The organism is Flavobacterium bizetiae (genome assembly GCF_024271895.1).
Lineage (GTDB): Bacteria > Bacteroidota > Bacteroidia > Flavobacteriales > Flavobacteriaceae > Flavobacterium > Flavobacterium bizetiae.
The window spans coordinates 1,243,369-1,267,625 of the sequence record NZ_CP091861.1; the positions used below are offsets into that span (position 1 = coordinate 1,243,369).

A 24,257-nucleotide genomic window follows, 5' to 3' on the forward strand; every position below is an offset into this window, starting at 1 on the left:
TTTGCGAGCAATTTTTGACGTTTAAAAAAATCTCGCAAACGCGGAAGAAATATTTTTATGAATAAATTCCTCCATTTATATTGATAATCTCGCCTGTAATATAGCTTGCTTTTTTTGAAATCAAAAAGCTTACCAAATCTGCCACTTCCTCGGCTTCGCCAAAACGATTTACAGGAATTAGTTTTAATAATTCTTTTTCGTCGAGTTGGCTTGTCATGTCGGTTCTTATAAAACCTGGTGCTACAGCATTTACAGTAATATTTCGTTTGGCAACTTCTTGGGACAATGCTTTTGTAGCTGCAACAATTGCCCCTTTTGCTGCCGAATAATTGGTTTGTCCTGCCGTTCCTTTTACTCCTGAAACCGAAACGATATTGACGATTCGGCCATATTTATTGCGTAACATTTTTTGAATCAAAAATTGTGTTACATTAAAAAATCCGTTTACGCTTGTGTTCATAACGCCGTTCCAGTCTTCGGGAGTCATCCACATAAAAAGACCATCTTTTGTAATTCCGGCGTTGTTTACAATTGCTTCTACAATCGCTTCAGGATTGGCGTCCTGCCATTGCGTTAATATTTTTTGTACTTCTTCGAAATTAGAAACATCAAAACCTAAGATTTCTCCAGTGGCTCCTAATTTTTGTATTTCCTGAAGTGTTTCTTCAGCTGCTGTTTTATTCGAGTGGTAATTAATCAGGATATGATAATTTGCATCTACGGCTAATTTTTTACAAATAGCACTTCCAATTCCTCGTGAACCGCCAGTTACTAATACACATTTCATATCTGTAAAATTTATTTTTTTATGGGTCAAAATAGGGTATCACTAATAAAAAAGCGATACCCTATTTGTATTTTATTGGTTAGTTGATTTTATTTTTTCTTTTTAGCTACTGGTTTTGTAGCCGTTTTTGTAGCTGGTTTTGTTTCAGACTTTGCTGTCGGTTTTGTTTCTGCTTTAGGTTTTTCAGCAGCCACTTCGCTTACAGTATTTCTTTCTTTTGATTTCGAAAAAAGTTCAGCATTTTCAAACCATTGGTTGCTTAATACCGTTCCGTCAGGTCGTAAAAATCCCCATTTGCCTTCGTTTTTTACTCTTGCAATACCATCAATAAAACCTTTGTCTTGTTGTACAAACAAAGCAATTACGAAGCTATTTGCAGTAATGCCGTATTGAGTTGGTATTACCAATTTTCCTGATTCATTAATAAATCCCCAGTTTTTTTCTTTTACAGGAGCCAATCCGTTTGTACTGAAAACTTCTGCATCGCTATACGTTGGCGGAATAATAAAATCAGCTTTAGGATTGATGTATCCCCATTTAGACCCAATACAAACCGGAGCTAAATTTTTAGAGAATGCTTTTGCTTTATCATATATAGGTAGAATTGTCCAGTTTCCTTTGATGTCAATAAAACCAATTTTACCACCTTTTCTGGCGTACGTTAAATCCTGAGTTTCAAAATCCCAGATTTTGTCAGCACCATCTACTACAATAAAGTTTCCGGAACTTACAAGTCCAAAAGTTTTGTCTTTTCTTGCCCAGGTTGTGTTTTTAAAATAATTTCCTATTTCATCATAAACAGGTTCTACTAATTCTTTACCAGAAGTATTAATAATTCCCCATTTTTTATTGTTCTCAACTCTTGCATAACCATTTTCGAACGATTTGATCTGATCGTATTTTGGCTCTAAAACAATAGCCATTTTCGAATTGATTAATCCCACTTTTTTGCCTTGTCTTATAAAAGCAACGCCATCATTAAAATCAAATAATTTTTCAGTAGGCGGCGGAGTCTGCACTTCTCCTTTTGTATTAATATAAACCCAGTCCTTATCTTTTTGTACTACTGCAATTCCGCTGTTAAATTCTTTAGTGTCTTTAAAAGTGGCCGGAATTACCCATGTTCCTTTAACATCAATAAATCCCCATTTACCATTATCTTCAACCGCTGCTAAACCTTCAGAAAAGCTTTTGGCTGATTTATATTGAGGCTCAATTTTAAAGTTTCCATCTTTAGAAATATATCCAATTTTACCGTTCTTTTTAACTAAAGCCAATTCCTGACTATTAACAAATTGAATAAATAATACGAATAAAAAAATAAGTGGTTTTTTCATGATTTTAAGGTTCAATATTAATACTGTAAAATAAAGTTTTAACTGTTGATCAGATAATCTTTTACTTTTTGAACAAAAGGATACATCACCTGATCTTCTTTAAATGTAGGAATTATATTTCGAATATCGTCGTACCATTTTTTAGTAACAGATGAAATTTGATCTTTTTGTACCAAATAATCAATTGCCTGAACGATTGTAATGAGTTCGATTGCTAAAACTTCAAAAGAATTTTCGATTACTTTTGAGGTAATAACCGCAGCGTTTGTTCCCATACTTACAATGTCCTGATTGTCATTGTTGTTTGGTATGCTGTGCACGTACATTGGGTTGGATAACATTTGACTTTCGGCAGTTGTTGAAGTTGCTGTAAACTGAACTCCCTGCATTCCGAAATTGAATCCTAATGTCCCTAAATTGACAAACGGAGGAAGAATTTCGTTGATTTTTGAATTCAATAAATAATTCAACTGACGTTCTGCCAACATCGTTAGTTTGGTAATAACAATTTTCAGTTTATCCATTTCAAGCGAAATATAATCGCCATGGAAGTTTCCTCCGTGATAAACGTGTTTGTTTTTTACATCTATAATAGGGTTGTCGTTTGCTGAGTTGAATTCGTCTTCAAGAATAGAAGCAACATTATTGATGGTTTCTAAAACCGGACCCAAAATTTGAGGCACACATCTTAAAGAATAATATTCCTGAACTTTTTCTTTGAAGATTTCTTCGGTATTTTCTCCTGAATATAAATGATCTTCTCTTTTACGGATCAAAGTACTGTCAGAAAGATTTTGTCTCATTCTTGCCGCCACTTCCTGTTGTCCTTTATGACGTTTGGTTTGGTTTAATTCTTCAGAAAAATGATCGTCGTAAGCCTGAACCAATTCGTTTATGGCGCAAGAAGCTTTTAACGACCAGTCTAATAATTTATTAGCATGATGAACATTTACAACTCCAATTCCGGTCATTACAGATGTACCGTTTATTAAAGCCAGACCTTCTCTGATTTCTACCTGAATCGGTTTTAAACCTTCAATTTCGAAAACCTCCTGAGTTGGTCTTCTGTCTCCTTTATAAAAAACTTCGCCTTCGCCTATTAAAACTAATGCTAAGTGTGATAATTGTACTAAATCTCCACTGGCACCTACACCACCGTGTTCAAAAATAAGAGGCGTAATATCTCTGTTGATTAATTCTGCCATTAGGTGAATTACTGACGGATGAACCCCAGAGTTTCCTAATGATAAAGTATTTAATCGAGCTAAAATTGCAGCTTTTGCACAAACCGGGCTCAAAGGTTTTCCTGTTCCTGATGAGTGACTTCTAATTAAATTGTATTGTAACTGAATTTGGTCAGACTCTTTAATGCGGTATTGCGCCATTGGCCCAAAACCAGTATTTACACCATATATTACTTTGTTTCCTGAAAATTCCTTCAGGAAATTGAAGCTTTCGTTTACTCGGTTTAAAACAGCATCACTTATCGAAACTTTGTTATTTCCAAAAATGATGGATTCGAATTCTGCTAAACTTAAATATTCATTAATTGTATTCATTAAACTGGTTTTGATTGTGCTAATTTAATTTTATTTATCAAAATAAATGTAGTTATTTTGATGATGGCAAATGTAGGTTAATAATTGATAATATTTTTAATATGATAAAGGAGTTTGTTGATGTTTTAGTGATTGGTGCGGGACCTTCTGGATGTGTGTCAGCATCTTATCTTCATAAAAACAATGTTAAGATAAAAGTAGTTGAAAAAACAAAGTTTCCAAGACTGGTGGTTGGCGAAAGTCTGATACCAAGAGTAATGGATCATTTTGCTGAAGCTGAGCTTTTTGAATGCCTCGATGCAATGAATTTCGAGAAAAAATTAGGAGCCCGTTTTATACGAGGCGAAGAAATATGCGTTTTTGATTTTAGTAAAAAATTTGGTGAAGGCTGGGATTGGACCTGGCAGGTGCCAAGAGCTGATTTCGACAATACAATGGCGCAGGAAGTAATTAGAAAAGGTATTGATCTTGAATTTGAATCGGAAGTTTTAGAAGTTTCTTTTGAAGGCAAAAACTCTAAAACCATCGTAAAAGATAAGGATGGAAATTTAAAAGAAATTCACGCTAAATTCATCATCGATTCCAGCGGATACGGACGTGTTTTACCAAGACTTTTAGATCTTGATACGCCTTCGCAATTAGATCCGCATTCTTCGATTTTTACACACGTAAAAGATATTAACAGAACCGAAGGCGAGGAGGGAACTCAGATTTCGTTTGATATTCTGGAAACGGAAGTTTGGTTATGGGTAATTCCTTTCTCGAACGGAAATACAAGTTTAGGAGTTGTGGGACCAACAGACTTTATTAATTCATTATCTGAAAATAAAGACAATGCCGAGGCTTTGCGAAATGCGATTCAGAAATCGGATTATTATATCAAAAGATTCAAAGGAACCGAGTTTTTGTTTGAACCGGTAAAACTGGAGAATTATTCAAGAGCGGTGAAAAGAATGTACGGAGATGGTTTTGCCTTAACCGGAAATAGTTCGGAATTTTTAGATCCTGTTTTTTCATCAGGAGTTGCTTTTGCAACCGAATCCGGAATGCTGGCAGCAAAATTATACCTAAAAGAATCGCAAGGAATCGAAGTAGACTGGGAAGTAGAATTTACAGAATACATGAAAAAAGGTATTGCGGTTTTTACCACTTATGTGAAAGAATGGTACACCGGAAACCTTCAGACTTTATTTTTTCACCAACCCGAAAATCCGGATGTAAAAGAAAAAATATGCTCGGTTCTGGCAGGTTATGTCTGGAACGAAGAAAATCCATTTGTGAAGAAACATGATCATGTTATAGCAAATATGGCGTATTTATTGAATATGCAGAAAGAACAAAGCCCTGAATAATCAGGGTTTTTTTTATTAAATTCATTTCGTTAGGAATAGTTTTATTTGAATGCTTTCAATACTTCATTCCGTAGGAATGTTTCATTGGTAGAAAAAAAATGAAATTGTGGTTATACGTTCCGTAGGAACGTTTGATAATGTGGCAAATATTTTTTTTCTACCAATGAAATATTTCTGCGGAATATTATTCTGCCAGAAATAAAAAAAGACCATCCTTTACAGACAGTCTTTCATTCTTCAAAAAATAAATATTAAGTAAAAAACTATACTTCTAAATTATAAAAACTCACGGCGTTATTTCCCCAGAGAGCCTTTTGATCTGCAGTAGAAAACGATGTAAAATAATTTTCTACTAAGGCAATTACTTCGGAGTAATTGGCAGACAATAAACAAACGGGCCAATCGCTTCCGAACATTAAACGATCGCTTCCGAAGTTTTGAGTAACGATGTCAAGAGCGGTTTTAAAATCGTCCGGTTTCCAGTTGTGCCAATGTGCCTCTGTAACCAAACCTGAAACTTTGCAACATACGTTTGGATTCTTTGCAATGGATTGGATTGTTTTTTCAAATTCAGTAAAATCACTTTTCTTAAAATCAGGTTTTGCCAAATGATCAAGTACAAAATGTTGCTCCGGAAACTTTTGTATAAATGGGGTAACAAAAGGCCACTGTTGAGCACCAATTAAAATATCATAAGTAAAATTATACTTTGCTAATTTGCCAATTCCGTTACAAAAGTCATTTCGAAGCATAAATTCAGGATCTGGTTCGGCCTGAAAAATATGCCTAAATCCTTTTAGTTTTTTAAAACCTGAAAAATATTCTAATCGTTCCTCGATATTTGGAGCTTTAAAATCGACCCAACCTACAACACCTTTTATAAAATCATTTTCACGAGCCAGTTCAAGCAAAAAATGAGTTTCATTTTCGCTTTGATCTGCCTGAACCGCAATACAACCTTCGAAATTGTTCTGACTTAAGAGTGGCTTCAGATCCTGAGGCAGAAAATCCTTTTGAATTACTGCCATTTCAGGAGTAATCCAGGCCTCTTTAATGGGATCGTATTTCCAAAAATGTTGGTGGCTGTCGATTTTCATTTATATAGATTAATTGCAAAATACAATTCTTAATCCGTTGGGTGTAATTAATTTTAACACATAGTAACATAGATTTTAAACCCTCAAAAAAGGCGTTTCACTTATTTAAAATTCGCATAGCTATGTGAAAGAAATGTATTTCTTTTTTGCATTCTTTTAGCTAAAAAAATCTATGTTTCTATGTGTTTATTTTTTTAAATTATACCCAACAAGTAATTTTTAATACGCTACGGCAACTTGTTTACTCGTGCCTAATCCTTCAATTCCTAATTCAATTACATCTCCCGGTTTGATGTAAACAGGATCTGGTTTTATTCCAAGTCCAACTCCCGGAGGCGTTCCTGTACTTACTATATCGCCTGGCAAAAGTGTCATGAACTGACTTAAATAATGAATTAGAAACGGAATTTTAAAAATCAAGTTTGAAGTGTTACTGTTCTGGAATTTCTTGCCGTTTACAGTAAGCCACATTGATAAATTATTGACGTCTTTAATTTCATCTGCAGTAGCTAAAACTGGTCCAAGCGGAGCAAAAGTATCGCATCCTTTTCCTTTAGCCCATTGTCCGCCGCGCTCGATCTGAAAAGCTCTTTCGCTATAATCATTCAATAAACAATAACCGGCAAGATAGTTTAGTGCATCTTCTTCGGCAACATAACTGGCTTTTTTGCCCACTACAAAAGCAAGTTCCACTTCCCAGTCGGTTTTATCGCTGTTTTTAGGAATGATTAAATTATCGTTTGGTCCGCATAGCGAAGTAGTCGATTTAAAGAAAATAATGGGTTCTTCCGGAATTGCAGCGCCAGTTTCTTCGCAATGATCTACATAATTTAAGCCAATGCATATAATTTTTGAAGGTCGTGCGACTGGCGAACCCAATCTGATATCGTTGCTTACTTCCGGAAAAGAAGTGTTGTTTTTTAAAGCTTCTTCTAATTTTGAAAGTCCGTCATTTTCAAAAAAAGCTTCGTTATAATCTGTTACTACAGACGAAACATCTATTCTTTTATCATTTATTAAAACTCCGGGTTTTTCCTGACCGACTGCTCCAAATCGTATTAGTTTCATATTCTCTTTTTTTAATAGTATTGTATTTTTCTAACTGTAAAAGTTATTTTTTTTAATTGTTTAATTTGATAAAACCTCCGTCAATTGGATAATCAGAACCGGTAATAAATGAAGATTCATCGCTGCAAAGAAACAAAGCAAGCGTTGCTATTTCTTCCGGTTTTCCCATGCGGCCAATAGGTTGCGATTGGGATAATTTTTCGAATATTTCGGCTTCTTGTCCCGGATAATTTTTCTCAATAAATCCATCAACAAAAGGCGTATGTACTCTTGCCGGAGATATTGAGTTGCATCTGATGTTTTCTTTTAAGTAATCTTTTGCTACAGATAAAGTCATGGCCATAACCGCGCCTTTTGCTGTAGAATAAGCGAATCTGTCCGGAATTCCGACCCAACAGGCAATAGAAGCAAGGTTTAAAATAACACCTCCGCCAGCACTTTTTAATGCGGGAATTGAAGCGTGTAAACAATTGTAAACTCCTTTTACGTTAACATTCATGATGCGGTCAAAATCAGTTTCAGAGGTTGTGTCTACTTTACCCACGTGTGCAATTCCTGCATTGTTGACTAAAATATGAATAGCTCCTATTTTTTCAAAAGTAGTTTTTACTTCCTGATGATTGGCAACATCGCAGGCATGGGCAAAAACAATTCCTCCGTTTGATTCTATTTCTTCGACCGTATTTTGGGCACTTTCAAGAGTCAGTTCTAAAACATGAACTTCGGCTCCTTGTTGGGCAAATAAAACAGAGATCGCTCTTCCAATTCCGCTTCCGCCTCCCGTTATAATTGCTTTTTTATTTTTTAATGAAAACATTTTACTTGAATTAAAAATTATTTTTTTTGATTGGATTTTATAAAGATACACCACGTTTCCACGGAATAAAATCATCCTGATTCAGTTGTACGGCTTTCGGAATAATTTCTCCACTTGCGGCTTTGATACAATAGTCGAGAATTTCTTCGCCCATTTCTTCGATCGATTTTTCGCCACTAATTATAGGGCCACAATCAATATCGATAATATCTTTCATTTTTGTAGCTAAAACAGAGTTCGTGGCTACTTTTATTACCGGACAAACGGGGTTTCCTGTTGGAGTTCCTAATCCGGTTGTAAATAAAATTAAAGTGGCGCCAGAAGCTGCTTTTCCGGTTGTAGCTTCTACATCATTTCCGGGTGTGCATACCAGACTTAATCCTGGTTTGGTGACCAATTCGGTATAATCTAAAACGTCGACAACGGGAGAAGTTCCTCCTTTTTTGGCTGCTCCGGCACTTTTTATAGCGTCTGTAATTAAGCCATCTTTTATATTTCCGGGAGATGGATTCATATGAAAACCAGAACCCACTTTGTGTGCCAGTGCATCGTAAGATTCCATTAAATCAATAAATTTTTCGGCAGTTTCTTTGGTAATGCAGCGATCAATCAAATTTTGTTCGGCACCGCATAATTCCGGAAATTCGGCCAAAAGAATCTTTCCGCCCAAAGCGACAACCAGATCAGAAGTATAACCAACAGCCGGATTGGCCGAAACGCCGCTGAAACCATCACTTCCTCCGCATTTTACACCAATGCATAATTCGCTTAAAGGCGCATCGGTTCTTTCGTATTGATTGATTTCGATTAAACCTTCGAATGTTTTTTTAATGGCGTTTGTAATTAAAGCTTCTTCACTTTCGGTTTGTTGTTGTTCAAAAATCAATAAAGGTTTATCAAATTCAGGATTTTGCTTTTTTACATCATTTACAAAATCCTGCACTTGCAAATGTTGACATCCTAAACTCAATAAAGTTATTCCGCCTACATTGGGGTGGTTGGCATACGAAGCCAGTAAAGCGCTTAAAGTCGCTGAATCCTGACGGGTTCCGCCACAGCCTCCCTGATGGTTTAAAAATTTTATTCCGTCGACATTCTCAAAAACGCGATTGTTTTTTGGTGTTGGATTCAATTCAATATTGATGCTTTCGATATCTTCTCCTTTTAGGTAACCTTGCAATAATTCGTGTGTAAACTGATTGTATTTATCACTTACGGCATAACCTAATTGATTGTAAAGCGCTTCTTTAATGACATCTAAATTTCTGTTTTCACAAAAAACAGTTGGTACAAAAAGCCAGTAATTCGCCGTACCAACGCGACCGTCATTTCGTTTATAACCTTTAAAAGTTTTGTTTTTGTATTTAGAAACATCAGGAGCTTGCCATTCGTAAGAAGCATTTCTGTACGCATAAGGATCAGCGGCATGTTTTAAATTTTCGGTTGTCATTAAACTTCCTTTGCTGATGTCGGTTTGTACTTTTCCTACCAGAACCCCATACATAATTACTTCTTGCCCTTTAGTCATATCCTGGGTATAGAATTTATGTTTTGCTTTGATGAGGTCTTTTAGAACGAATGTTTCGGCTTCAAAAGTTATGCTTTCTCCTTTTTGCAAGTCAGATAATGCAACCAAAACATTATCGTCTGGATGCAGTTTTACAACTTGCTTTTTTGTTTTATTCTCGGACATGATAATTTTATTGTCTGGTTTGTTGTTGCCCTTTGTATGCAAAAAGGGCGATTATTAAAAATGAAATTAAAGGAACGATATATCCGTTTTGGATGCTTCCGGTATGATCTGAGATTGCGCCTAAAATAGGAGGCAGAATGGCGCCGCCTACAATAGACATCACAATTAATGATGATCCTATTTTGGTGTTATGAGCAAGTCCGTCTATTCCCATAGAGAAAATAGTGGGGAACATAATACTCATAAAAAATGCGATGGCAATTAAAGTATAAACAACTAGCATTCCGTTGCCTAAAATGGCTACAAGGCACAATATAATATTGATGAAAGAATACAGTAATAATAGTTTTTTGGGCTCGACGAATTTCATGAAATAAGTTCCTGCAAAACGGCCAATCATGAAAAATAATCCAAAAAGACCTAAATATTTGGCTGCCGATGATTCAGATAAATCGGCCGATGTTGTGGCCATTTTTATAAAAAAACTACCCACACAAACCTGAGCTCCCACGTAGAAAAATTGTGCCAAAATTCCCCATTTTAGTTTTACAGATTTAAAAGCTTCTTTAAAGCTGCTAACCTGAGTATCTACTTTTTCTTTTACATCCGGCATTGGGGTAAAATAGAAAATTACGGTGATCACTAAAATGATTAATCCCAAGGTCAAATAGGGCATTTTTACACTGGCGGCTTCGGCTACCAAATAAGCATGCATTTGAGCATCTGACATGGCATTGGCTTCTTCGGCAGATAAGGTTTTGTTGGATAAAATTAGCGGACCAATATAGGCAGGTGCAATATAAGCGGCAAGTCCATTAAAGGATTGTGCGAAATTAAGTCGTTGCGTGGCGGTTTCCGGCGGGCCTAAAATGGTCACATACGGATTTGCTGCGGTTTCTAAAAAAGTAAGTCCACACGCAATGATAAATAATGCACCCAGAAAATAACTGTATTCGAGTGAATTTGCTGCGGGAACAAATAAAACAGATCCTATTCCAAAAAAAAGTAAGCCAACAAGAATTCCCGATTTATAACCGTATTTTCTCATGATATAACCCGCGGGCAATGCCATGGCAAAATAAGCGATGAAAACTGACGAGTCTACAAGCGAAGATTCGAAGTCAGTTAGATTAAATGCTTTGCGCAAATGCGGAATTAAAATAGGGTCCAGATTATGCACAAATCCCCAAAAGAAAAACAAACTTGTCACTAAAATATAGGGCAACAACCATTTTTTTGAAGTTTTGACCTTTACGCCAGCGTCATACTCGGGAAAAACGGCTTCTTTCATAATTTTTTGGGATTATTTTTGTGTTTAATAAAATTTAAAATTATAATTTTTACAGCTTAGTTAATAATCCGATATTATCCTTGTTTAATCTTTAATTATCTTTGTGAACATGAAATTAGAGCAAACTAAAATAACATCTTACACAAACTCTACGGTTTCGGTTTTAAATCGTGAAGAATCGTTTTTTCAATCGCCATTTCATTCTCATCCTGAACTGGAGTTGGTTTATGTTAAGGAGAGTTTTGGAAAGCGAATAATTGGTAATTCGGTAATGCCTTTTGAACCCGGCGATATGGTTTTTTTGGGTTCAGATTTGCCTCACGTCTGGCTGAATGATGAAATGTATTATCAGGGCATTTCGACTTTAAAAGCTAATGCTATTGTGGTCTATTTTAGCAAAGATATTTTTGGCCCTGCTTTTTACGAATTAAAAGAAACTCAAAAAATTAATGAGTTGTTTTTTCAGGCTGGAAAAGGAATTTCGATTATTGGAAAAACGAATAAGCAAATCGCTAAAAAATTAGAAAAGCTGTTGCTGAAAAAAGATTTTGAAGTGATTATTGGTTTGTTTGAAATTTTATCTCTGCTTTCAGAAAGTCAGGATCGTGTTTATATTAATAATGAAACGTATTCTTCGGGACATCAGGATTCTAAAAAAGACAGGCTTTCGGAAGTTTTTCAATATGTAAATGAAAATTTCAAAAAAGATATTTTATTGATCGAAATTGCCGCAATCGCCAATATGACGCCAACTTCTTTTTGCAGAATGTTCAAACTAAAAACAAAGAAAAGTTTTGTAGAATATTTGAACGAAATTCGGGTTTCTAAGGCTTGCAAGTTTTTATTAGAAACCGATTTGAGTATGTCTGAGATTGCCTATGAATCCGGATATAAAACGGCTTCGAACTTTAATAAACTTTTTAAAAAATTTATGGGAATGACTCCCAGTGAATTTAAAAAGAGTGCTGCGGTTTAATGAGTTGTAGTTCAATTTTAAACACGAATTTCACTAATTCACACCAATAGTAAACCAGCTTGGTTCGTTAAATTAATTAGTGTCAATTAGTGAAATTCGTGTTTTGTTTTTTTAATGATAATGCCTTTTTCTTTAAGAAATCGAACGGTCTAAATGGGTATAACCTCCATCAACATAAATAATTTGTCCTGTAGTGTGACTTGATCTTTCGGATAAAAGAAAAACAACCATATTGGCAATTTCATCTACAGTAGTCATTCTGTTTTCAAAAGGAATGTTTTGTGTAATTGATGCCAGTTTTTCTTCTTTATTTTCGAAAGTATTGATCCAGGTTTCATAAAGAGGCGTAAAGCATTCTGCTACTACAACCGCATTTACGCGAATGCTATATTTTAATAATTCAACAGCCCATTCTCTGGTTAAGGCATTTCTTCCTCCGTTTGATGCAGCATAAGCAGAAGTTCCTCCTTGTCCGGTTTCGGCGGTTTTTGAACCAATATTTACAATTGCTCCTTTAGATTCAATTAAATAAGGCAACGCATGCTGCGCCATTAGATAATAATGAATTAAGTTTTTATGTAAAGAAGCTACAAAGTCTTCATAATTTCCTTTTTCAAGACCCACCCCGTCATTTACTCCGGCATTGTTTACCAGTCCGTCGATTCTGCCACATTTTTGAATGATAGCTTCAATCGCTTTTTTGCAATCTTCGGGTTTTGTTAAATCGGCAACGACCTGAAATGCTTCTTTTCCGGAAGCTTTGATATCGTTTACAGCTTTATTGTTATCCTCTTCATTACGGCCTACAATAAAAGGGATGGCACCTTCGGCAGCTAATACATTACAAATGCCAAGTCCAATTCCTTTTGCACCGCCTGTTACTATAATAATTTTATTGGTAAGGGATAGTTGCATGTTATTTTTTATTAAAGATGAAAAATACAGACTAGTTTATAATTTTATAGCTGTTGCCTTTACGACAACAGCTATAAAAATAGAGAGAATTAAAACGTTCTAAATTACCAGAACTTAACGTATAAAGCTACAATTACTAATAATGTAATTACGATTAAAACTGTAGTTTGTGGTTTTACTTTAAACATTTCAGCATCGATTTCGAATGCTTTAGGATTTACTTTTGGTCCTGCAAAACTGATGGCAATCATTACTAACATGGTAAAGAAGAATGATAATCCCATACAGATATGGAAAGGAATTTCAAAAGCACCTTTTCCGTTATTATAAGCTGTGTACAATAAAGTTTCGTTTCCGAATAAAGCCGGTGCATATTCGTTGAATAATACAGATAAAACAAATCCTAAAATTACACCAACAATTGCTGCAGTTCCGGTTGTTCTTTTCCAGAACATACCTAAGAAGAACATGGCAAAAACTCCAGGGCTAATAAATCCTGTGTATTTTTGGATGTAGGTAAATCCACCAACTCCACCAATTCCTAAAATATCATTCCATGTAAATAAAACAGCTAAAAGCATTGCAGCAAAAACGGCAATTCTACCAATGTTTACTTGTTGTTTTTCGCCAGCATCTTTCTGGATGTATTTTTTATGAATATCTAAAGTATAAATAGTCGAGATACTGTTTACTTTTCCGGCTAACGAAGCTACGATTGCAGCAGTTAAAGCCGCTACCGAAAGTCCTTTTAATCCTGTTGGTAAGAAAGTCAATACAGCAGAATATGCTCCGTCTTTTCCTCCAACTAATTGAGGTAAATGTCCGTTTGTGTATAAAACGTAAGCAGCAATACCAGGTAACATTACGATTAATGGCATTAATAATTTTAGCATACCGGCAAATAAAATACCTGTACGGGCAGTTTGCAAATCAGCACCTAAAGCTCTTTGAGTAATGTATTGGTTACATCCCCAGTAGTTTAAGTTGATGATCCAGATACCAGCCAAGTAAGACATTAAACCTGGGAAAGTCAAATATTTATCAATTTCAATTTGAGAAGAATTTGCAGTTGGTTTTGGGATAATCATTTTGAAATGCTCAGGAGCTTCTTTCATCAAAACTTTAAAACCGGCAATTGCATTTTCACCTACTCCAAAATATTGTCCAACAGTTGTCAGGGCGATATACGAAGTTACTAAACCACCAATAATTAATACAGCAACCTGAATAACATCTGTATAAGCTACCACTTTCATACCTCCTAAAGAGATGAATAAAGCAAATACCGCTAAACCTATCATGATCACGTGCAGATATTCTCCACCGGCTAAACCATTAATAGCAACTGCTCCTAAATAAAGGATAGAAGTTAAATTTACAAATACATATAAAAACAACCAGAAAACCGCCATAATCAATGCCGTAGATTCGTTGTAACGTGTTTTTAAGAATTGAGGCATCGTGTAAATCTTATTTTTAAGATATACAGGAATAAACCAAACTGCTACAATAATAAGTGCGATAGCAGCAAGCCATTCGTAAGCAGCAACAGCGATTCCTAAAAAGAAACCTTCACCACTCATTCCGATGAATTGTTCAGCTGAAATATTTGAGGCAATTAAAGATGCTCCAATAGCCCACCAGGTTAAGTTTCCTTCGGCCAAAAAGTAAGCCTTAGCATCTTGTTCGTCTTGTTTACGCTTGCGGTAAACAGTGTAACCGTAGGCAGAAACTACGATAAAGTAAATAATAAAAACCGCATAATCTGCGAAAGCGAGGTTCTGGTTCATTGTTAGTAGTATTTTAAAAATTAGTATAGGTGATTGTTTGTTTAATTTGGTTTAAAATGTGATATGTGTTTTTATTCTGTTATTTTTTTATGAAAATAAGAATGAAGCCAAAAGTAAAATAAATAATTATAAATACACCATTTACAAATGTATTTTTTACATTTATAAATAAATTATTGTGTTAAATTTAAAATTGGCTTTCTTATAAACGACTTTTACAGGTTATTTACTAGTCGATTTATAATGCACATCAGCTTGTTGTCTTAAAATCTCCGCACTTTTTTCAGGTGTAATATCACGTTGCGATTCGCCTAACATTTCATAACCCACCATGAATTTTTTAACCGTTGCTGAACGCAATAATGGCGGATAAAAATGCATGTGAAAATGCCATTCCGGATGCTCTAAACCATCTGTTGGCGCCTGGTGAATTCCTGACGAATACGGGAATGAAGTATTAAATAAATTGTCGTACTTAATAGTTAATTGTTTTAAAATCGTTGCAAATGCATTCACTTCTTCAGCAGTAAAATCAGTAATTTTATTAAGTGCTCTTTTGCTGATGATCATTGTTTCGTAAGGCCAGATTGCCCAAAACGGAACCAATGCTACAAAGTGATCATTTTCGATTACGATACGTTCTCCGGTTTTTAATTCGGCTTGAAGATAATCCTCAAGAAGCGTTCTGTTGTTTTTATCGAAATATGATTTCAGGCTGTTTTGTGTTTTTTCGACCTGAGTTGGCAATGACGATTGTGCCCAGATTTGTCCGTGTGGGTGTGGGTTACTACAACCCATAACGCTTCCTTTATTTTCAAAGATCTGAACGTGGTTGATGTATTTTATGTTTCCTAAATCAGTGTATTCTTTTTGCCAGGTTCTGATGATATTTTCGATGCCGTCAATTTCCATTTCCGGTAATGTAAGATCATGTCTTGGAGAAAAACAAACTACTCTTGAGATTCCCTGTTCTGGTTTTGCTTTAAAGAAAGTGTGTTTAATATCTTCTTCAAAAATAATTTCGTCCTGCTTCATGGCAGCAAAATCATTTTCGAATACAAAACTGCTTTCGTAATTTGGGTTGTTTAATCCGTTTGCACGAACATTTCCCGGACACAAATAACAAGTTGGGTCGTATTTAGGTAATGCTTCTGTTGCAATTGTTTCGTTTTGTCCTTGCCACGGGCGTTTTGCGCGATGAGGTGATACTAAAACCCATTCATTAATTAAGGGATTAAAACGTCTGTGAGGATCTTCGTTAATGTCAAAATTTTTCATTGTAATTCTTGTGGTATTAAAGTAGTGTTGTTCCGTTTGAGATTTTTACATCGTAGAATTTTAATTCAATCCCAAATGTATCTAAATAAAGATTTGAAAACTTACTTTTTACCTCATTTTCATGTCTTTTTTTAATCAAATTGATGGTACATCCACCAAAACCTCCGCCCATAAGTCGCGATCCAATAATTGTATCGTCAGCTTTTGCGGTAGCTACAAGCATATCCAATTCGGCACAACTTACTTCATATTCTTGCGATAAACCATCGTGAGTTTCAAAAAGCAATTGTCCTAAAAGTTTTATATTTCCGTTGTCTAAAGCCTCGCAAGCCTTTATTACGCGGTTAATTTCTTTTACAACAAAATGTACTCTTTTAAAAACAGTTGGATTTATTTTGTCCTGAATGCTCAAAAGTTGTTCTTCTGTACAATCTCTGAAACTCTTTACTTCAGGAAAATTTTCTTTAATGATAGCCAATCCTTGTTCGCACTCAATTCTACGGGTATTGTATTCAGATGTAAAAAGCGAATGTTTTACATTACTATCAAATAAAACTAAAGAGTAATCTTTAAAATCAGCATTGTGATATTCAAAGTCAAGCGTATTACAATCTAATTTGATTACTTTATTCTCAAGACCATGAACGCTCGAAAACTGATCCATGATACCGCAATTAATACCTACCCAGTGTTCTGCTTTTTGTCCTAATAAAGAGATATCTACTTTTTCAATTTTCAGATCAAAAAGTTCTTTTATTCCGAAAATCATCCCGCACTCTAAAGCTGCCGAAGAAGACAAGCCCGAACCTACTGGAATATTACTGCTGAACACACAGTTAAAACCTTCAAAAACAAAACCATTATCCTGCAATTGTTTGATAACGCCACGGATATAATTGGTCCAGACCACATCGCTTAATGTGATTTCCTGAGTCAGATCAGCTTCAAAATCTTCGTTTAAGTCGATCGCAACTATTCGGGATTTTTTGGTATTGTTTTTCGCAAAAGCAAAACAAATTACTTTGTCGATTGCGGCTGGTAAAACATAACCGTCATTATAATCAATATGTTCCCCAATGATGTTGATTCTTCCTGGAGAAAGTACTACTTTTTGAGGAGCTGATCCAAAAGATTTCTCAAAAAAAGCAGTGGTGTTCTGTACTAAAATGTCATTCATTATGATGTAATTGAAATGGTATTATCTGGTAATTTTTTGAACTTTTCTGTAAATAATTATTAGTTTATATTTTCGAATTTATAAACCGTTTTTTGGTTGTATGTATCTCCTTTTCTTAAAACCGAATTTGGAAAATGTTCCTGATTGGGTGCATCCGGAAAATTTTGCGTTTCAAAACAAATTCCGCTTGACGGATGATAACTTATATTTTCTTTTCCTTTTAAGGTATCAGAACATTTACCGCCTACATAAATATGTACACTTGGCTGATCTGTGTAAACGCTCATTTGCAAATTATTTTTGGCACTGTATAATTTTGCTACAGCATTATTTGTTTTTTCAACAACAAACGAATTGTCAATAATTGCAGGACATTTTTTAGCAGTTCTAAAATCAAAATCATGATTAGAAAGCGTTGTAAAACTTCCACTCGGAATATTATCTGAATCTGTCTCTAATATTTTTTCAGCATCGATAAACATAGTCTGATCCAGAACATCTCCGTCATGACCATCAAGATTAAAATAACTATGATGCGTTAAGTTTATAACCGTATCTTCTGTAGTTGTTGCTTTGTATTCCAGTTTCAGTTCATTGTCTTCGGTCAAAGTATACGTTAAGTCAACGTGTAATTCTCCCGGAAAACTTTCGTCTAAATTCTCACTTAAAAGACTCAAAGTAATCGACGGATTATCTCCTGAAGTAATGTTGGTTACATTCCATACTTTTTGTCCAAAACCTACAATTCCGCCATGCAGTGTATTTCCGTTATTATTAATGTTCAACTGGTACGTTTTGTCGTTTAATTGAAAAGAACCTTTACTAATTCTTCCTGCATAACGACCAACAGTTGTCCCAAAATAAGGAGCACCCGGTAAATTATACGAAGCCAGATACGATTCTAAATTGTCAAAACCCAAAACAACATCAACAAGATTACCATTCGAAACCGGAATTTGTAATGAAGTTACCGTAGCGCCATAATTAATGACCTGAACTTTCATTCCGTTTTTATTTGATAATTCAAAAGAAAGAATTTCTTCCTTATCGGGCATTAAACCAAATGATTTAGATATAGATCCGTTTTGAAAATGCGATATATGTTTTATTTCCATATTATTTTTGCCAAAAGTGAAATCCAAAAATAGAAACATTATTTACGTTTGCATACCAGTACCTACCAGTTTTTTGTATATTGCACCCAAAATTCCTTTTTTATGAATATTATTTCGATTCAAAATAACATTGGTTTGCCAAAATATAAGCAGATAATTCTGTCAATAGAAAAAGCAATCGAAGAAGAAAAACTGGTAAAAGGCGACCGATTACCATCTGTAAATAAAGTGTGTCTGGCTTTTTCGTTATCGCGTGATACGGTTTTATTAGGATACGATGAACTCAAAAAAAGAGGAATTATTTATGCCATTCCCGGCAAAGGATATTACGTTAAAAGCGTTGAAACGACCATAAAACAAAAGATTTTCTTATTATTTGATGAATTAAATAGTTTTAAAGAAGACATCTATAATTCGTTTTTACAGCATATCGGAAAAAATGCTCAGGTCGATATTTTCTTTCATCACTTTAATGGTCCCGTTTTTCAGAAGCTTATAAATGACAGCAACGGAAATTATACAAAATACATCATTATGCCCACCGACTTAAACGATGTAGCTAAATTGATAAAAACCCTACCAGTAAGCGAAGTTATCATACTGGATCAGACTAATCCTGATCTAAAATTGTATCCCGCTATTTACCAAAATCACGAAAAAGATATCTTCGAAGGATTGCTTAAAGGAAAGTCAAGGCTGAGTAAATATGAAAAGCTAATCTTGATTTTCCCGGGTTTCAGAGAGCCACTTGGAATGAAAATTGGGTTTGAAGCTTTTTGTACCGAACATAATTTTGAGTACGAAATCATTACAGAATTTACCGACCGCGAAATCACTTTGGGCGATTTGTATATTATTCCTAATGATCGTGATTTGGTACGCGTAATCGAGAAAGCAAGAGACCAGAACCTGAAATTAGGAATCGATCTCGGAATCATATCCTATAATGAAACACCTCTAAAAAAGATTGTCGCCAACGGAATCACCACAATTTCAACCCATTTTGAAACGATGGGAAAAATTTTGGCAGATATAGTACTAAAAGGAAAGAAAGAACAAATAGAAAATAAATCCTCACTTATAATGCGTAATTCTTTATAAAAGCTTTTTGTTTTTTTAGGAGCTAATCCCGCTATTCGTTTCAATCTTTTGTGCCGAACCCCGGCACAAAAGGATTTCCTCTTCTATCGGGGCTATGACAATCATTTTCATAAGATGTTTCCCCGTATAGTTTGTCATCCTGACGTAGGAAGGATCACACAAGAAGCTCGACAAAGATTGCGGTTACGAACAAATAAAAAAAGAATAAAAATCCGTTTTTAATCCGCGTTTTTGCGAAGCAAATCCGTACCATCTGCGTGCCATGACAAAGACATACCCATTTAATTTCCAATCTCCGTTATCTAAAAATCAATATCTCAGAATAAAAACACATAATCTGTTAAATCCCTAATTTTTTAATTAAAAAAACGGGGAAACAATTTTTTTGTTTTTGTGGAATTATTTTACATACATTTGTAAATGTAAATTTTACACTTATAATTTATTTTGTTTTTCCTTTATGAAAATGGCATAAGCGTTGTTTTAAAATGAAGTAAAGACAAAAACAAATTTGCTATTAAATAAACCAACCAACTTAAAATTAACTTTAGAAATGAACAACAAAATAGACCAATTATCGGCAGATAATATAAGAGCTTTGGCTATTTCGATGGTCGAAAAAGCCAATTCCGGACATCCGGGAGGATCTATGGGAGGCGCAGACTTCATGCATATTTTATATTCTGAATATTTAAAATACGATCCAACTGATATGAACTGGATTTTCAGAGATCGTTTTTTTATGGATGCCGGACATCTTTCGGCTTTGATGTATGCGCAATACTATTTCCTTGGCAATTATGAAAAAACAGATCTTGAAAATTTCAGACAATGGGGTTCTGTAACTCCGGGTCATCCTGAAATTGATGTAAAAAGAGGTATCGAAAATACTTCAGGACCATTAGGACAAGGACATGCAATGGGTGTTGGAGCAGCAATTGCAGCTAAGTTTTTATCGGCGAGATTCGAAAATTTATTCGATCATAAAATTTATGGTTTTATAACCGATGGTGGCGTGCAGGAAGAAATTTCGCAAGGAGCAGGACGAATTGCAGGACATTTAGGACTGAACAATTTTATCATGTTTTATGATTCGAATGATGTACAGCTTTCGTCTATGACAGATGAGGTTACGACCGAAAATACGGCAATGAAATATGAATCATGGGGATGGAAAGTTATTACTATCGACGGTCATAATCACACTCATATTCGTTCAGCATTGAATGCAGCCCACGCCGAATTAGAAAGACCAACCTTAATTATTGGCCGTACCATAATGGGCAAAGGTTGTGTAACGGCAGACGGAACAATGTACGAAGGACAATGCGAATTGCACGGAAAACCTATTGGCGCTACAAAAGCCAATTTCGAAAAAACATTACAGAATTTAGGCGCCAATCCTGAAGATTCATTTGCGGTTTATAATGATGTAGCATTACATTATGCTGCAATTTTAAAAAATAAAACAGAAGAATCAGCAGACAGAAAAATACAAATTTCGGCCTGGGAAAAACAAAACCCGCAATTAGCTGAAAAGATAAAACAGTTTTTTAATGGAGATTTGCCGGCATTAGATTTCAGTACAATTGCTCAAAAAGCCAATGCAGCAACACGCGATGCATCGGCGGCAGTTTTAGGATATCTGGCGGAAAATGTAGAGAATATGATCGTATCTTCTGCCGATTTATCGAATAGTGATAAAACAGATGGTTTCCTGAAAAAGTCATCGGTTTTACAAAAGAATAATTTTCACGGAGGATTTTTGCAAGCGGGTGTTGCTGAATTAACGATGGCCGCAATTGCAAACGGAATCGCGCTTCACGGTGGAGTAATTCCGGTTGTGGCAACATTTTTTGTGTTTTCTGATTATATGAAACCAGCAATTCGTTTGGCCGCCATTCAGGAATTACCGGTAAAATACGTCTGGACACATGATTCTTTCCGCGTAGGCGAAGACGGTCCAACGCACCAGCCTATCGAGCAGGAAGCGCAAATTCGATTATTAGAAAAAATTAAAAACCATTCCGGCGATCAGAGTTTATTGGCTTTGCGTCCGGCAGATGCTATCGAAACTTCTGTAGCCTGGCAAATGGCACTCGAAAATAAAAAAACACCAACAGGTTTAATTCTTTCGAGACAAGATATAAAGGATATTCCAACAAACGGAAATTCAAGATTTGATGAGGCTTCTCAGGCCAAAAAAGGCGGTTATCTGGTCAAATCAAATTCAAATCCGGATATTACTTTAATTGCAAACGGATCTGAAGTAGCCACACTTATTGAGGCTGCAAATGAACTGGAGCAGAATTTTAAATTAAATATAAACGTAGCTTCTATTATTTCTGAAGGACTTTTTAGATCTCAGTCAGCAGAATATCAGGAAAGTGTTATTCCAAAAGACGCATTGGTTTTCGGACTTACCGCCGGACTTCCGGTAAATCTTGAAAATCTAGTAGGTACTAAAGGAAAAGTCTTTGGCTTAGACCATTTTGGCTATTCGGCTCCGGCATCAGTTTTAGATCAGAAATTTGGATTTACCAGCGAAAATGCACGTAAAGAAATCCTGAAATATTTAGAAAGTAATAATTATAACTTATTAAAATAATAGAACGACATGAAATTTTTTATAGATACAGCAAACTTAAAAGATATTAAAGAAGCCAATGATTTAGGCGTTTTAGATGGTGTAACCACAAACCCTTCCTTAATGGCAAAAGAAGGTATTACCGGAGCTCAAAATATTTTAGACCATTATATAAAAATTTGCGAATTGGTGGATGGCGATGTAAGTGCCGAAGTAATCTCAACAGATTTTGATGGAATGGTAGCTGAAGGTGAAAAACTGGCAGCATTGCATCCGCAGATTGTGGTAAAAATTCCGATGATAAAAGATGGTGTAAAAGCCATCAGATATTTTTCGAATAAAGGAATCAGAACCAACTGTACTTTGGTATTTTCTGTGGGTCAGGCTTTGTTGGCTGCAAAAGCGGGAGCAACTTATGTTTCGCCATTTATTGGCCGTTTAGATGATATTTCGACTGACGGAATGGTACTAATTGAAGACATCAGACTGATTTATGATAATTACGGATACGAAACTCAAATTTTGGCAGCTTCTGTTCGTAACGTAATGCACATTATCAATTGTGCAAAAATAGGATCAGATGTTATTACCGGGCCATTAAGTGCCATCGAAGGTTTACTAAAACATCCTTTAACAGATATAGGTCTTGCAACTTTCCTTGCTGATTATCAAAAAGGAAATAGCTAATTAGAATATTTTTTGGCGCACGGATTTGAACGGTAAATGTTTTGACACAGATTTTAATTTTAAAAAATGGGATAGCAAAACTAAAATTTATCAGATCAATTGATAAATAAAATAAAATCAGTCTGTTTATCTGCTTAATCCGTGACCAAAACTTACAAGATAATTTGTTAGTTTTTAATTGTAGTTTTTTTGAAGAAAAAACCCTGAAAGTTTGTGGCTTTCAGGGTTTTGTTTTTTTATAATATGCCCACTGATGGTGCGGGTGATAAAGATTAGCACGGATTTTTCTTTTTTTTCTCTCGCAGATTTAGCAGATTTTTTTAAACTATTAATCTGCACGATCTGCCAAATCAGCGAGACAATTTTTTAAAGTTGCCTATAAAAAAAATCAGCGAAAACCAGTTAGATAAGTAAAATCCGTGGGCAAACTACTTTTTACAAATTCAATACAAAATCGTTAAGTAATTTCTCTTCATATTTTTCTTTATTAAAAGTATACAGATACGATCCTTTTCGGGAAGACTGCATATCTTTTTCATCCAGTTTATTTAGAATTTCTAAAGAATTAATCTTGCTGATAAAGTTACGTTTGTCTAATTCCTTACTCAAAATTGCTTCGTATAATTCTAATAGCTGACGCATGGTAAACTTTTCAGGCAACAATTCAAAACCAATTGGTTTTATCGAAGTTCTGTAACGAAGTCTTTTAATGGCGTTTTGAACCATTTCGTTGTGGTCAAAAATTAAATTAGGAGCATCAGCAATACTAAACCATTGTGCATGATAATTTTTAATCAGTTCAGCATTATGATTTTCGATATTAATCAAAGCATAATACGAAACCGAAATGGTTCTTTCGACAGGATCACGATCAATTTCGCTGTAAGCATATAGTTGCTCCATATAAATGTCGTTTAAACCTGTATAAGTATTTAAGATTCTAATCGCAGCATCATCCAGTACTTCATCACGCTTTAAAAAACCTCCAATCAAAGACCATTTTCCCTTTTCAGGCTCAAAGTCTCTCTTGATCAAAAGGATTTTCAACCCTTCGCTGTCGAATCCAAAAATGATACAATCTACTGCTAATAAGACTTTATCTGCAGAACTATAACTGTTTAGCATATTCAATTTTTTATTGGTAAATATATAAACTTCCTAATACGTTTCATAATTTATTAATGTAGATTTTACACTTAATAAATTAGTCTTTTTTCCAGAAGTTCAGTAATGAGTTTTTTATAGTCAAATTTAGATCACGATTTATCTTTTTCAATCGTTTTCGGAATGAAAAAACTTCGATTTCATCAAAAAACAATCTTTCAGGCAAAATTTAAAAGAGCCTAAAGAGGATTTTATTTACAAAAATAACAAAATTTTATGCTCATAATCTTCAATAAATAACTCAAATGTGAATTTTTTTTCTAATGCCATTTTTTGAGTAAAAAGTTGCTTTTTAATAAAAAGTGTTGGTTTTACACAAATTATAGATCAAAAAGGTCTTTTTTTTGAAAATAACATTAATTTTTAAATGTTGTTTTTACACTTAATTTATGATATGCGTTTTTTTTGAGTCCTTTTTTTGCCATATTAATTTGTTTTTAAGCTTTTTTTTTAGTTAAATTTACAA

General features: G+C 34.8%; 19 protein-coding genes. 5 read left to right on the plus strand and 14 right to left on the minus strand.

Features of this window, described 5'->3' with window-relative positions; all coding sequences use genetic code 11:
- Nucleotides 1-55: 55 nt before the first annotated feature.
- The 3 genes from flxB to flxA all read right to left on the minus strand — a co-directional run bounded on the left by flxB (nucleotide 56) and on the right by flxA (nucleotide 3,683).
- A complete protein-coding gene (gene flxB / locus L0669_RS05635; protein WP_263761953.1) occupies nucleotides 56-787 on the minus strand; it encodes a flexirubin biosynthesis SDR family reductase FlxB in 732 nt (243 codons plus the stop codon).
- Nucleotides 788-876: 89 nt separating this feature from the next.
- On the minus strand, nucleotides 877-2,124 hold the full coding sequence (locus L0669_RS05640) for a WG repeat-containing protein (RefSeq protein ID WP_263761955.1): 1,248 nt from the start codon (nucleotides 2,122-2,124) through the stop codon (nucleotides 877-879).
- A gap of 38 nt (nucleotides 2,125-2,162) precedes the next feature.
- On the minus strand, nucleotides 2,163-3,683 hold the full coding sequence (gene flxA, locus L0669_RS05645) for a flexirubin biosynthesis tyrosine ammonia-lyase FlxA (RefSeq protein ID WP_263761957.1): 1,521 nt from the start codon (nucleotides 3,681-3,683) through the stop codon (nucleotides 2,163-2,165).
- Nucleotides 3,684-3,784: 101 nt separating this feature from the next.
- On the opposite strand from flxA, the gene L0669_RS05650 reads away from it, so the two are divergent.
- Entirely contained in the window at nucleotides 3,785-5,035 is a 1,251-nt protein-coding gene (locus tag L0669_RS05650; protein ID WP_173971372.1) for an NAD(P)/FAD-dependent oxidoreductase, read from the plus strand.
- A gap of 263 nt (nucleotides 5,036-5,298) precedes the next feature.
- Here the strand turns inward: L0669_RS05650 and L0669_RS05655 are convergent, their stop codons facing one another.
- The 5 genes from L0669_RS05655 to fucP all read right to left on the minus strand — a co-directional run bounded on the left by L0669_RS05655 (nucleotide 5,299) and on the right by fucP (nucleotide 11,001).
- On the minus strand, nucleotides 5,299-6,132 hold the full coding sequence (locus L0669_RS05655) for an amidohydrolase family protein (RefSeq protein WP_263761960.1): 834 nt from the start codon (nucleotides 6,130-6,132) through the stop codon (nucleotides 5,299-5,301).
- A 219-nt stretch (nucleotides 6,133-6,351) separates the two neighbouring features.
- Entirely contained in the window at nucleotides 6,352-7,200 is an 849-nt protein-coding gene (locus L0669_RS05660) for a fumarylacetoacetate hydrolase family protein (RefSeq protein WP_263761962.1), read from the minus strand.
- A 52-nt stretch (nucleotides 7,201-7,252) separates the two neighbouring features.
- A complete protein-coding gene (locus tag L0669_RS05665; RefSeq protein WP_263761964.1) occupies nucleotides 7,253-8,017 on the minus strand; it encodes an SDR family NAD(P)-dependent oxidoreductase in 765 nt (254 codons plus the stop codon).
- Between the two features lie 37 nt (nucleotides 8,018-8,054).
- Nucleotides 8,055-9,710, minus strand: coding sequence for a UxaA family hydrolase (locus L0669_RS05670; RefSeq protein WP_263761966.1), 1,656 nt, complete (start codon nucleotides 9,708-9,710; stop codon nucleotides 8,055-8,057).
- 7 nt (nucleotides 9,711-9,717) lie between these two features.
- Entirely contained in the window at nucleotides 9,718-11,001 is a 1,284-nt protein-coding gene (gene fucP / locus L0669_RS05675) for an L-fucose:H+ symporter permease (protein ID WP_263761968.1), read from the minus strand.
- Between the two features lie 109 nt (nucleotides 11,002-11,110).
- Here fucP and L0669_RS05680 point away from each other — a divergent pair, with 109 nt between their 5' ends.
- Entirely contained in the window at nucleotides 11,111-11,977 is an 867-nt protein-coding gene (locus L0669_RS05680; RefSeq protein WP_173971378.1) for an AraC family transcriptional regulator, read from the plus strand.
- A gap of 132 nt (nucleotides 11,978-12,109) precedes the next feature.
- On the opposite strand, the gene L0669_RS05685 is transcribed toward L0669_RS05680, so the two are convergent.
- From L0669_RS05685 to L0669_RS05705, 5 genes are all read right to left on the minus strand, one after another.
- Nucleotides 12,110-12,892, minus strand: a complete 783-nt coding sequence (locus L0669_RS05685; protein ID WP_263761970.1) for an L-fucose dehydrogenase — start codon at nucleotides 12,890-12,892, stop codon at nucleotides 12,110-12,112.
- A 104-nt stretch (nucleotides 12,893-12,996) separates the two neighbouring features.
- Complete coding sequence (locus tag L0669_RS05690) at nucleotides 12,997-14,682, minus strand: sodium/sugar symporter (RefSeq protein ID WP_173971380.1); 1,686 nt, start codon at nucleotides 14,680-14,682, stop codon at nucleotides 12,997-12,999.
- A 222-nt stretch (nucleotides 14,683-14,904) separates the two neighbouring features.
- Complete coding sequence (locus tag L0669_RS05695; protein WP_263761972.1) at nucleotides 14,905-15,960, minus strand: UDP-glucose--hexose-1-phosphate uridylyltransferase; 1,056 nt, start codon at nucleotides 15,958-15,960, stop codon at nucleotides 14,905-14,907.
- A gap of 16 nt (nucleotides 15,961-15,976) precedes the next feature.
- On the minus strand, nucleotides 15,977-17,137 hold the full coding sequence (galK, locus tag L0669_RS05700; protein WP_263761973.1) for a galactokinase: 1,161 nt from the start codon (nucleotides 17,135-17,137) through the stop codon (nucleotides 15,977-15,979).
- 59 nt (nucleotides 17,138-17,196) lie between these two features.
- On the minus strand, nucleotides 17,197-18,252 hold the full coding sequence (locus L0669_RS05705) for an aldose epimerase family protein (protein ID WP_263761975.1): 1,056 nt from the start codon (nucleotides 18,250-18,252) through the stop codon (nucleotides 17,197-17,199).
- Nucleotides 18,253-18,354: 102 nt separating this feature from the next.
- On the opposite strand from L0669_RS05705, the gene L0669_RS05710 reads away from it, so the two are divergent.
- From L0669_RS05710 to fsa, 3 genes are all read left to right on the plus strand, one after another.
- Entirely contained in the window at nucleotides 18,355-19,353 is a 999-nt protein-coding gene (locus L0669_RS05710) for a GntR family transcriptional regulator (protein ID WP_263761977.1), read from the plus strand.
- A 553-nt stretch (nucleotides 19,354-19,906) separates the two neighbouring features.
- Entirely contained in the window at nucleotides 19,907-21,961 is a 2,055-nt protein-coding gene (locus tag L0669_RS05715) for a transketolase family protein (RefSeq protein ID WP_263761980.1), read from the plus strand.
- Between the two features lie 9 nt (nucleotides 21,962-21,970).
- Nucleotides 21,971-22,627 (plus strand): fructose-6-phosphate aldolase, encoded by a 657-nt coding sequence (fsa, locus tag L0669_RS05720; RefSeq protein ID WP_263761981.1) that lies wholly within the window; start codon nucleotides 21,971-21,973, stop codon nucleotides 22,625-22,627.
- Between the two features lie 435 nt (nucleotides 22,628-23,062).
- Here the strand turns inward: fsa and L0669_RS05725 are convergent, their stop codons facing one another.
- Entirely contained in the window at nucleotides 23,063-23,752 is a 690-nt protein-coding gene (locus L0669_RS05725) for an NUDIX hydrolase (RefSeq protein WP_173968776.1), read from the minus strand.
- Nucleotides 23,753-24,257 lie beyond the last annotated feature (505 nt).

Excerpts from the sequence above, each read along its gene's own strand:
- flxB (WP_263761953.1), bottom strand. The coding sequence starts at position 787 with ATGAAATGTGTATTAGTAACTGGCGGTTCACGAGGAATTGGAAGTGCT.
- L0669_RS05640 (WP_263761955.1), bottom strand. The coding sequence starts at position 2,124 with ATGAAAAAACCACTTATTTTTTTATTCGTATTATTTATTCAATTTGTT.
- flxA (WP_263761957.1), bottom strand. The coding sequence starts at position 3,683 with ATGAATACAATTAATGAATATTTAAGTTTAGCAGAATTCGAATCCATC.
- L0669_RS05650 (WP_173971372.1), top strand. The coding sequence starts at position 3,785 with ATGATAAAGGAGTTTGTTGATGTTTTAGTGATTGGTGCGGGACCTTCT.
- L0669_RS05655 (WP_263761960.1), bottom strand. The coding sequence starts at position 6,132 with ATGAAAATCGACAGCCACCAACATTTTTGGAAATACGATCCCATTAAA.
- L0669_RS05660 (WP_263761962.1), bottom strand. The coding sequence starts at position 7,200 with ATGAAACTAATACGATTTGGAGCAGTCGGTCAGGAAAAACCCGGAGTT.
- L0669_RS05665 (WP_263761964.1), bottom strand. The coding sequence starts at position 8,017 with ATGTTTTCATTAAAAAATAAAAAAGCAATTATAACGGGAGGCGGAAGC.
- L0669_RS05670 (WP_263761966.1), bottom strand. The coding sequence starts at position 9,710 with ATGTCCGAGAATAAAACAAAAAAGCAAGTTGTAAAACTGCATCCAGAC.
- fucP (WP_263761968.1), bottom strand. The coding sequence starts at position 11,001 with ATGAAAGAAGCCGTTTTTCCCGAGTATGACGCTGGCGTAAAGGTCAAA.
- L0669_RS05680 (WP_173971378.1), top strand. The coding sequence starts at position 11,111 with ATGAAATTAGAGCAAACTAAAATAACATCTTACACAAACTCTACGGTT.
- L0669_RS05685 (WP_263761970.1), bottom strand. The coding sequence starts at position 12,892 with ATGCAACTATCCCTTACCAATAAAATTATTATAGTAACAGGCGGTGCA.
- L0669_RS05690 (WP_173971380.1), bottom strand. The coding sequence starts at position 14,682 with ATGAACCAGAACCTCGCTTTCGCAGATTATGCGGTTTTTATTATTTAC.
- L0669_RS05695 (WP_263761972.1), bottom strand. The coding sequence starts at position 15,960 with ATGAAAAATTTTGACATTAACGAAGATCCTCACAGACGTTTTAATCCC.
- galK (WP_263761973.1), bottom strand. The coding sequence starts at position 17,137 with ATGAATGACATTTTAGTACAGAACACCACTGCTTTTTTTGAGAAATCT.
- L0669_RS05705 (WP_263761975.1), bottom strand. The coding sequence starts at position 18,252 with ATGGAAATAAAACATATATCGCATTTTCAAAACGGATCTATATCTAAA.
- L0669_RS05710 (WP_263761977.1), top strand. The coding sequence starts at position 18,355 with ATGAATATTATTTCGATTCAAAATAACATTGGTTTGCCAAAATATAAG.
- L0669_RS05715 (WP_263761980.1), top strand. The coding sequence starts at position 19,907 with ATGAACAACAAAATAGACCAATTATCGGCAGATAATATAAGAGCTTTG.
- fsa (WP_263761981.1), top strand. The coding sequence starts at position 21,971 with ATGAAATTTTTTATAGATACAGCAAACTTAAAAGATATTAAAGAAGCC.
- L0669_RS05725 (WP_173968776.1), bottom strand. The coding sequence starts at position 23,752 with ATGCTAAACAGTTATAGTTCTGCAGATAAAGTCTTATTAGCAGTAGAT.